Annotated in this window: 9 protein-coding genes; 4 read left to right on the forward strand and 5 right to left on the reverse strand. The window is 66.0% G+C overall.

What is annotated here, in order from left to right:
- Both EB084_12870 and EB084_12875 read left to right on the forward strand, forming a co-directional pair.
- Nucleotides 1-227 (forward strand): hypothetical protein (locus tag EB084_12870; protein ID NDD29150.1); only part of this gene is annotated, 227 nt, incomplete at its 5' end.
- 56 nt (nucleotides 228-283) lie between these two features.
- Nucleotides 284-1735, forward strand: coding sequence for a radical SAM protein (locus tag EB084_12875; protein NDD29151.1), 1452 nt, complete (start codon nucleotides 284-286; stop codon nucleotides 1733-1735).
- Between the two features lie 27 nt (nucleotides 1736-1762).
- Here EB084_12875 and EB084_12880 read toward each other — a convergent pair whose 3' ends face one another.
- Genes EB084_12880 through EB084_12890 form a run of 3 tightly spaced genes read right to left on the reverse strand, consistent with a single transcriptional unit; the run spans nucleotide 1763 to nucleotide 4957 of the window.
- Nucleotides 1763-2086 (reverse strand): hypothetical protein, encoded by a 324-nt coding sequence (locus tag EB084_12880; GenBank protein NDD29152.1) that lies wholly within the window; start codon nucleotides 2084-2086, stop codon nucleotides 1763-1765.
- 10 nt (nucleotides 2087-2096) lie between these two features.
- On the reverse strand, nucleotides 2097-3077 hold the full coding sequence (moaA, locus tag EB084_12885; GenBank protein ID NDD29153.1) for a GTP 3',8-cyclase MoaA: 981 nt from the start codon (nucleotides 3075-3077) through the stop codon (nucleotides 2097-2099).
- Between the two features lie 35 nt (nucleotides 3078-3112).
- Nucleotides 3113-4957 carry a universal stress protein gene (locus EB084_12890; protein ID NDD29154.1) on the reverse strand — a complete coding sequence of 615 codons (1845 nt, stop codon included), beginning with the start codon at nucleotides 4955-4957 and terminating at the stop codon, nucleotides 3113-3115.
- On the opposite strand from EB084_12890, the gene EB084_12895 reads away from it, so the two are divergent.
- Both EB084_12895 and EB084_12900 read left to right on the forward strand, forming a co-directional pair.
- Nucleotides 4935-5534 (forward strand): hypothetical protein, encoded by a 600-nt coding sequence (locus EB084_12895; GenBank protein ID NDD29155.1) that lies wholly within the window; start codon nucleotides 4935-4937, stop codon nucleotides 5532-5534. The genes EB084_12890 and EB084_12895 overlap by 23 nt on opposite strands.
- A gap of 3 nt (nucleotides 5535-5537) precedes the next feature.
- Nucleotides 5538-6740, forward strand: a complete 1203-nt coding sequence (locus tag EB084_12900; protein NDD29156.1) for a hypothetical protein — start codon at nucleotides 5538-5540, stop codon at nucleotides 6738-6740.
- A gap of 16 nt (nucleotides 6741-6756) precedes the next feature.
- Here EB084_12900 and EB084_12905 read toward each other — a convergent pair whose 3' ends face one another.
- Both EB084_12905 and EB084_12910 read right to left on the reverse strand, forming a co-directional pair.
- Nucleotides 6757-7902: a methylated-DNA--[protein]-cysteine S-methyltransferase gene (locus EB084_12905; protein NDD29157.1), complete on the reverse strand. Its 1146-nt coding sequence runs from the start codon at nucleotides 7900-7902 to the stop codon at nucleotides 6757-6759.
- Nucleotides 7899-9230 carry a serine/threonine protein kinase gene (locus EB084_12910; GenBank protein NDD29158.1) on the reverse strand — a complete coding sequence of 444 codons (1332 nt, stop codon included), beginning with the start codon at nucleotides 9228-9230 and terminating at the stop codon, nucleotides 7899-7901. The genes EB084_12905 and EB084_12910 overlap by 4 nt, the downstream gene beginning before the upstream one ends.
- Nucleotides 9231-9480: the final 250 nt, after the last annotated feature.

The following is a 9480-nucleotide window of genomic DNA, read 5'->3' on the forward strand; positions in this document are numbered from 1 at the left end:
CTGTCCCCCACGGTGTCGTGGTGGACACGCATCGCGCGCCCCCGTTCGTGCAGCTTCGCGTCACTGTCCCCCACGGCCTCGTGGTGGACCTGGGCGTGTCCCCCACCTGCGTGTCGGGTGTGCCACGAGACTCGCAGGCTCTTGCCGCCCGTGGCGCCTACCCTGCAGTGACCTCGAGCCTGAGCCAACGAGTGTCGTCTGCACCCGTCAATGACCTCCCACGCTGACGGCGAGCGAAAAATCTGCTATAACGTAGCAATCATCAGCCCTCCGGAGGCCCGGGATGAAGATCCTGCTCATGAATCCGCCGCGCGTGAATGCGGTGTGGTGCGGCGTGCCCGACATCTTCAACGGACCCGACCAGCATCTGTTCCCCCCTCTGGGGGCCATGTATCTCTCGTCGTACCTGAAGGCGAAGACCGATCATGAGGTCAAGCTCATGGATCCGAACGCGTTCGATGTGTCCGACGCCGCCATCGAGCGTGAGGTGCGTGACTTCGGCCCAGACGTGGTGGGCATCACCACGCTGACCCACAACATCGTCGACGTGCATCGCATGGCGAAGCTGGCCCACTCCGTGAATCCGGACGTGCACGTCACCCTCGGCGGTCCCCACATCGTCGAGTTCCCGGATCAGGCCATCCAGATGAGCCACGTCGAGAGCGTGGTGACCGCCATGGATCCCGAGCCCACGCTCCACGCCATGCTCGACGCCCTCCAAGCGGGCAAGTCCCTCGAGACGGTGCCGGGACTGAAGTACAAGGATCGTGACGGTTTCGTTCGAGACACCGCCAAAGGCGGCTTCAACAAGAACATCGACGAGCTCCCCTTCCCCGACCGTCAGGCGCTTGACCTCTCGAAGTTCTACACCCCCGGAATGTCCGCAGGTCTCGCCACCACGGCCGTCACCAGTCGTGGATGCCCGCAGCCCTGCCACTTCTGCATGGCCAGTCGCTCGTTCCGCCTGCGCTCGCCAGCGAACATCGTCGACGAGATGGAGGAGTGCAAGCGTCTTGGCATCTCCGAGATCCACTACATCGACGACATCTTCAACGCCCCAGCCAAGCGGGTCATTGCCATTGCCGAAGAGATCATCCGCCGCAAGGTGAAGATGGCATGGGGCTTCAAGGCCATCGTGAATGCCACCACCCGCGAGATGCTCGAGAAGGCGAAGGAAGCAGGGTGCGTCAAGGCTCACTTCGGCGTTGAGACCGGCACGGAAGAGGGGCTGGCAAGCCTGGGCAAGACCTTCATCAAGCTCGAGGACAGCCGCAAGGTCTTCAAGTGGTGCAAGGAGCTCGGCCTCAAGTCGTGCGCCTACATCATGATCGGCATCCCGTGGGAGAAGACCCGCGACGACATTCAGCGCACTGTCGACTTCATCCACGAGATCGACCCCACGTTCGTGGTGTACGCGCTCATGAGCCCCTACCCCGGCACGCCGCTGTGGAAGAAGGGTTCGGAGCTCGGGCTGTGGCAGGCAGATGCCTGGGACCGTTTCATGATCAACCCCACGGCGGAGGGTCGGGACCTTCCCACCGTCTGGACCGAGCACTTCACCAAGGAGCAGCTCTTCGACGTCTTCAAGGATCTCAACCGCGAGTTCTACTTCAATCCCAGCAAGATCTTGAAGACGCTGCTCGACATCCAGTCGATGGCCGAGCTGAAGCGCATCTTCTTCGGCGGACTCGGCATTCTGCGGCTGCAGTTCCTCAAGGCCCAGGGCAGCATCTGATCTGCCCCACGGCGAACAGAGGGGCGCTCAGTCGAGCAGAATGGCGCGCGCCCGCTCGACTGCCAGAACCTCTTCTGCTGCCCAGACAGGGTCGTCGTCGATGCGTCTCGCGGGGCGCCGCTCGATCTCTTCGATGAACGCGGTGAGGGCTTCTCTGGTGAACATGCCTCGCACCGCCGCAGCGAATGCCGGGAGCTCATCAGCGAACTCGGCGTGACGTCGCGCTTCTCGAATGAACTGGAGAAGCTTCTCGCCCACCAGGTAGTCGAGGGCCTGGCGCTGACCGAAGTTGCGCTCGATGGTTCGGGCCGCCGCGCACTGCTCGGGCCAGAGCCGATTCAGCTCGTTCATGAGCGTGTGCTCATCCTCCGATGCACGACATGGTGCGCTCTGGCTGCTCGAAATCGCTCTCGTTGATCCGGTGGCCGGCCTCCTTGCGGAGCACGATGGAGAGCAGGCGCTGGCGCAGTGCGTCGTCGGATGCGCCGCCGCGCATGAAGGCCTTGAGGTCGTGCTCGGCCGTGGAGAAGAGGCACGTGCGCACCTGACCGTCGGCGGTGATGCGAATGCGGTTGCAGCGACCGCAGAAGGCTTGAGTGACAGGGGCGATGACGCCGATCTCAACCTCGGGTCGCTCGGCGAAGCGGTAGCGCAACGCGGTCTCAGACGGGGTGCGGCGTTCGACGGGAACAAGTCGGTGGCGCGCTGAGATGCGTTCCACGATCTCGCGCCCGCTCACCATCTTCGAGCGGTCCCAGGCGCGCCCGCTGTCGAGGGGCATGAACTCGATGAAGCGCATGGTGTGCCCCGTGGTCAGGGCGAAGTCGGCGAAGTCAGTCACCTCATCGTCGTTCTCTCCGCGGATGACCACGCTGTTGATCTTCAGCGGTGCAAAGCCGGCACGCACGGCGACTTCGAGGGATTCGAGAACGCGGCTCAGCGCGTCGACCCCGGTCATGCGGCGGAAGCGGTCGGGGCGAAGCGAATCGAGGGAGATGTTCAGGCGGTGGATGCCCGCGGCCTTGAGCGCGTCGATGTGACGGGCGAGGAACCAGCCGTTGGTCGTGAGGGCGAGGTCGCGCACACCGGGCACCGCGGAGATCATGCCCAGCAGCTGGGGCGCGTCACGCCGCAGCAGCGGTTCCCCGCCGGTCACACGTACCTTCTCGACCCCCAGCGAGGTCAGCACCGTCACCAGGCGCGTGATCTCCTCAAAGGAGAGGATCTCGTCGTGGGGGCGAGGGGTGACGCCTTCGGGGAGACAGTAGGTGCAACGGAAGTTGCATCGGTCGGTGATGGAGATGCGCAGATCGCGGATCACGCGACCGAACTTGTCAACCAGGCTGCTCAACCGGAACCCTCCTCGGAACGCGCCGCTCAGTCGGGCAGGCGCTGTGTCTCACGCGCCGCATGCATCGACGGCGGTGGAGCGCCGGTGGTTCGTGACACCATGACTTCGCAGGTTGCCCGTCGCAGAAGGGTATCTGCCACGTCTATGGGCGCGCCGCTCCCCTCGCCTCCTGGCAGTCCCAGCACAATGATGTCGGCTTTCAGGCTCGAGGCCGCGTCGAGGAGCGTCTGGGAGTACTCACGGCCTCGTTGGATGTAGGGCTTGGCCGTGAGCCCTTCCTTGCGCACGAGCTCCTCGGCTCGGTCGATGAGTGTCTGGGCCTGCAGCTCGCGATCGCCCTGGGGGGCGTTCAGCGCCAGGCTGCGGGGAACCTCGAGGACGCACACCAGGTAGATGACGGCCTGCCTCTCACGTGCGACGACGCACGCCTGATGGATGCACGACACGCAGTCCTGCCCCTCCAGCAGCGGTACCATGACCACGGGGGCCTGCTTGTCGTCGGGACCTTTCGAGAGCAACCCCAGCTTGAGCGAGGCGCGCGCCTCGTCCATGGACTTGGCCACGGCAAGCGACGAGCGAACCCCTGGGGCTTGACGCACCATCTCCCAGACGTTGGGGGGGATGTGGACCAGGATGATGCGTGCTTTCACCCGCTCGATGTCATCGACGGCCACCTTGAAGGTCTTCACCCCTTCGAGCGTGCACTGGGTGATGCCGCTGCAGTCGATGATGATGCCCTCGGGGTGCTCTTTCAGCAGCAGGTTGCTTGCGGCCTTGATGGTGAGCCAGTGGTTCTGCATCAGCGAGCCGGACAGGGAGATGACGTCTCCCTTCGCTTCGACGATCATGATTGGCCGTTCTCTTTCGTTCGAAAGCCCTTTCCGATAAGGGCGCGCGTGGGTTGCTCTTCCCGTCTGCCAGGGCAATTCCTCTTTCTCGCTTGACAGCAGGGTCTGCGGCTGCGACAGCGCATCTCGCCCTGATTTCCGGAAAAAAGGATGCGTGCCGGGAACTTCTCGAAGGCTTTCGAGTGTCATGCTTGTGGAACCGTCGTACGGGCATAAGGTCTTTGTCACGCCTGCGCGTTGCAAAGCCCGTCCCCCGTGCGCCCGTGCAGAGATACCGGAAGGCACCTCTCCGATGCGTCCGCCGGTCATATGGGTTCGAGCGGCTCTCCGCCTTGTCGGGTGGTCAGCGGCGCCGTGTCGAGCATACCCCGAAGGAGCTGAGGCAGTACGATTGCAGTCGTGTCCAGGCTGATGGAGCGAAAGCCCCCCATGACGGCCTTTGCTGAGGGCGAGGTAGAGTCCGGTCTCGAATTCGAGACCGTCTACCGCGACCATGCCGATTACGTGTACAACCTTGCGTTTCGGCTGAGTGGCGCGCCTGGCGATGCCGATGACCTTCTGCAGGAGACCTTCATCCGCGTTTATCGCTACCTGACCGGGTATGCGGGAGGGTCGGTGCGGGGCTGGCTGCGCCGTATCGTGGTGAACCTCTTTCTCACGAACTGCAAGATCCGCAGCCGTCAGCTGCACGTGTCTCTCGATCAGACCGAAGACGAAGGGCGCATGCGCCGCGTCGATGAGGCGCTGCTCGATCACAGCGGCGACCCGGGCTGGCGCGTGGAGCAGGTCTCGCTCGATGATCGTGTGCAGGCCTCTCTCGACGCGCTGCCGGGAGAGTATCGGGCGGCGCTCGTCCTGCGGGAGCTTGAAGATCTCCGCTACGACGAGATTGCGGCCATGCTCGGGGTTCCCATCGGAACGGTGCGCTCGCGAATCGCGCGAGCGCGTGCCGCGCTGCGCGAGCAGCTGGGAGAATGCACATGAGATCCATCGCGGGTCGATGGAAAGGAAGTCTACGAACATGACCTGTGCAGATTACAGGCAGTGGCTGTCGATTGATATGGACGGCGAGCTGGGCCCCCGTGACGGCCTGTTGCTGGCCGAGCATCTGGAGGCATGCGCATCGTGCCGTCAGGTGCGGGAAGACTATCAGGTGAATCGTCTGCTGATGCGCACGGTGGAGCCCAAGAAGGCACCCGCAGACGCATTCGCGCGAATCCAGGCACGTCTTGCGACAGGTCCGGCCCGGGTCGCGTCGACCCCGGCACCGGTGCGGCAGGGGTCGTCTCGAACCACGTGGGGTCGCGCAGCGGCGGTACGAACGCTTCGTCTTGCGGCCTCGTTGGCCGTCGTGTGCGTGGGGGCGCTGGCGTGGCTCGGTGCGACCGACCCGGATGTGCCCGCCCCGGTCCAGGTTCCTCGTCAGGTCTCTGTGCAGCCTCGCACGCTCATGCGCGGGCACGCCCATCTGCAGGCGGTGAACCCCATGGCTGACCGTGCCGCGTGGCGCTATCTGGCCCTCGAAGACGAGGGGCTCTCGCCGGTGGCTGACGAAGAGGAGGACGGCGCCAGCCCGTTCGACTCCATTCGAGGCATGTAGGCCGTGGATTCCCGCCGGCTCGCTCGCGTGAGGCGCCGCGCGGGAATCGTCGTTCTCATCGCGGGACTGCTCGCGGCTGCGCTCGCGTTTCCAGGCCAGGTCTGCGCGGGAGAGGGCTCGCCGTTGGCGGGAGAGCTCTTCGCTCGCGCCCTGGGCAACGACGATGTGTCGTACACAGCGACACGCACGTCGCTCTTCTGGTCTGACAACGGCCAGACCCGAGCCCTCGTGGCCTATGTCTCGAAAGACGGTGGTCGCACGCGATACGAGTACCCCGCGCGCGGCAACCGCCCTGCCACTGTGGTCATCGAGACTCCGGAGGCCGTGTGCTTCGTCGTATCCGATGGAGGGCGGACGCGCGTCACCACCGCGCATCGCCAGAACGACAACGAGCTCGACGCGGCGCGCGTGAAGCTGGCTCTGTCAAACTATCAGTGGCGGTTCGAGCCATCGCCCAATCCCCGTCGCCGCATCATCTCAGCCTGGCGGTCAGGGGCCGCGCACGCGTCGCAGCGATTCTGGATACAGAGCGACGCCATGATCATCGTGCGCTCTGAGCGATACGGTCCGAAGGGGGAGCTGCGGGCATCCTGGTCGCTCGACACCCTCCACACCGTCGCCGATCTCCCCGACAAGCTCTTCACGGCGCCTCATGGGCCTGATCTCGAGGTGCGCGAAGCGTCGCTTCCCGAGATCGTGCACCTCGAAGAGGTTCAGTCGAAGGTAGGCTTCGAGCCCGTTCGACTGCCAGATGAGAAGCTTCCCGAAGGCTACCGCCTCGTGAACATCGCCATTGAGCAGACCGCGGGCAAGGCGCCGCGCAAAGCGGTTCGGTTCGTGTACTCTGACGGGCTCGACTCGTTCTCCCTGCTCGAGACGCCGCGCCTCTCCAGCGCCACGGAGAAGCTCAAGGGAGAGAACGCGCGCGATGTGAGCATTCTCGATACCGACGCGCAGCTGTTCACGTCTGCCGAGGCAAACCTCGTGCACTGGCAGGATCGCAAGCGCCGCTACACCCTCATGGGGTCGCTTCCGCCGAACGTTCTGATGGCGCTCTCGCGCACCGTCATGGCTTCGGGCAGCGAGCAGCGCCTGCGTCCCATCGTCTCGACGCCTGTATCGGGGATCGCGCCCCCACGAAGACGTGGGCTCGGAGAGCTGGTGGCTCGCGGCTGGAGCCGGCTCATGCGCATCTTCGGGCACTGAGGGCCTGGTGAGGCTGTCAGCGAATCTGCGCTGTCAGCTCCAGGGAGCGCCACAGGTACCACATGGCCACGGTTCGCCAGGGTCGCCACCGTTGCGCCACCGCCGCCATGCGTGCGGGTGAAGGGAGCGCGTCGTCTCCGGTCAGCCGTTGCACGGCTTTGCGGATTCCCAGGTCTCCCGGGGGCAGCACGTCGGTGCGGCCGAGATGGAAGATGAGCAGCATCTGAACGGTCCACGGCCCGATGCCTCGCACTCGCGTGAGGTGCGCGGTGATCTCGTCGTCGGGGAGATGCCTGACGCGGTGAAGGGCGACCTCTCCGCGCTCGGCGGCTTCAGCCAGGGCGCGCAGCCCGCCGATCTTTCCGCTGGAGAGCCCCACGGCCCTCAGATCGGCCTCGCGGGCTTCGAGCACGCTGCGCGGCCGCGGATGGGGCGCCAGGAGCGCCATGAACCGACGGGTGATGGCCGCGGCCGCGCTGCCGGCCAGCTGCTGATGGATGATGGACACGCACAGTGCCTCGAACACGTCGTGCCACTGGCGCTCCAGACGGCAGGGGCCCACAGCGTCGATGATGCGACGGAGGTCGTCGTCGACCTCGCGCAGATGCCGCACGGCTTCATCGATGGCGCCCCGATCCCAGAGCGTGACCATCTCGAGGGTGACCCCTTCGAGTGCAAGCAGCCGTCGTTTCGTCTCGAGGCCGCCGGGGGCGGAGAACCCACCTGGGCGTCCGTGTGCGGCCACGATTCGGTGACACGGGACGATCACGGGAATGGGGTTGCGACCCAACGCCTGCCCCACGGCCCGAGCGCTCCCCGGCCGACCGACACGTGCTGCCAGCTCTCCATAGGTCACGATCTCGCCGCTGCGGATGTGCCGCGCCTCGAGGCAGACCGCTCGGGTGAACGGCGGCAGGTGGTCGAGGTCGAGCGTGAGGTCGTCGAACTGCTGCGCGTGGCCTTCGAGGTGGCGGCGCACCTGCTCGACGGCGCGCGCAACCTGCGCGGGGGCCTTTGTCTCGAGCCCTGCGGAAGACCCGAGGTCGGGGATGCCGTCTGGCAGGTGAAGGGCGGAGATTCCACGAGGCGACCAGCAGATGGCGCACTCGCCGATGGCGGTGCTGAAGCGGTGGCTCCCGCTGCTCCGGAAGCGTGCGCTCACGCCGGATCGGGCGCGGACGAGGCGGCACTGTCGCGCCGGGGTCCCACGGCGGAGGAGATTGCCAGGCGTATGTTGCGCAGCAGATCTGCCGGATCGCCGTCTGAGCGGAAGGTCGCGGGAACGTGGCGGTCGAGCGCTTTGCCCGCCTGGAGATCGACGGGCAGCATCATCAGTGCGCGAAGGCCCTCGTCACTGGCGGCGTGAGCCGCGGCCTGAACCGCCTCCGGGCTGACGACCCGGTCTCCCGCCACGATGCAGAACGAGACCGACGCGAGCAATCCGGCGCGAGCGGTGACGAGGGCGCGGGCAGCCTCCGCCGCGGCGCTCACGGCTACGTCGTCAACCACGTCACAGATCCAGCAGAGCCCGTGGAACACCCGCAGGTCGAAGCGGCGCAACGTGAACAGGGCGAACGGCTTGATCTCGCGTCGCTCGAAGTGCCACTCGTGATCGCTGAGGCGACCTTGCAGGGCGTCGAGGAACCGCGCTGGATGGTCGACGGGCGTGGGTCGGGGCGCATTGTCGCGGGCGGCTTCGAGCAGCACGTTGCGCATGGCTTCCGCCGACGCGTGGCGGTCCGCGGGGTCGAGTGCAAGTCCTCGACGCACCCACGCAGACAGCGCGGGTCGGGCGTGGCCGTCGAGGGCCGCGTGACCGTCATCGCCTTCGACGAGGCGTCGGGTGGCGTCGAGAGGAGGCTCTCCGCACAGCAGCCAGTGTGCGAGGGCGGCCACGCCGTACAGATCGGCCGCGGCTCCCGCACCCTGGCCGGCATAGTGCTCTGGCGCGGCGAACCCCGGCGACCCCCAGCCGTCGAGTGATGGTCTCGAAGGTGCGTCGGGGGTGAGCCGTCTCGCCAGTCCGAAGTCGACCAGCTTGAGCGAGTCGTCTGACACCATCACGTTGTCCGGCGTGAGGTCGCGGAACACCACAGGAGGCTTCTGGCCATGCAGGAAGCCGAGCACGTCGAGCAACCGCTCGAGCCACTGCACCGACTGGCGGGTGGCGGGGCGGCCGTTCTGCTCGACCCAGCTGCGCAGGGTCTTGCCTGGGATGCGTTCCATCACCAGGTAGTGCCTGCCCCCGTCTTCGAACACGCCATGGGCGCGGGGGATTGCGGGGTGGCTGAGGGTTGACAGCAGCGCCGCTTCCTCGCGGAACTGGCCGATGCGCTCGGTGCGGGCTCGTCCACTGGGAGGGATGAGCTCCTTCACAGCCACGCGAATGTCATTGCGCTCGTCGTGGCAGTGCAGCACCGTGCCCATGCCGCCGTGTCCGAGCACGCCGAGAACCGTGTATCGCCCTCCGCGCAGAGAAGATGGAGTCATCAGCTGCTCGATTTCAATGGCTGCTCGCGCAACGCCTTCCAGGGGTAGCCCTTGCGGAGGAGCATCCCTCTGGACGCGCCGGCCAGGTTCGCCGAGGAAGCCATGGCGGAGAGGGGAGTCCTCAGCTCAGGGATCGCAGTTGGACTGGCACCAACAACACAGCTTGGTGGTGGTCAGCTGTAGAGGCGCAGGTGGCAAGGGGACCTCGGTATCCTTGGGCGTGCTGTTTCTGCAGCGCTGGTGCTCAGCT

It is taken from the genome of Pseudomonadota bacterium (genome assembly GCA_010028905.1).
Classification (GTDB): Bacteria; Vulcanimicrobiota; Xenobia; order RGZZ01; family RGZZ01; genus RGZZ01.

Coding starts and splice junctions, on each gene's coding strand:
- EB084_12895 (NDD29155.1), top strand. CDS start 4,935: ATGGAAAGGAAGTCTACGAACATGACCTGTGCAGATTACAGGCAGTGG.
- EB084_12880 (NDD29152.1), bottom strand. CDS start 2,086: ATGAACGAGCTGAATCGGCTCTGGCCCGAGCAGTGCGCGGCGGCCCGA.
- EB084_12875 (NDD29151.1), top strand. CDS start 284: ATGAAGATCCTGCTCATGAATCCGCCGCGCGTGAATGCGGTGTGGTGC.
- EB084_12910 (NDD29158.1), bottom strand. CDS start 9,230: ATGACTCCATCTTCTCTGCGCGGAGGGCGATACACGGTTCTCGGCGTG.
- EB084_12890 (NDD29154.1), bottom strand. CDS start 4,957: ATGTTCGTAGACTTCCTTTCCATCGACCCGCGATGGATCTCATGTGCA.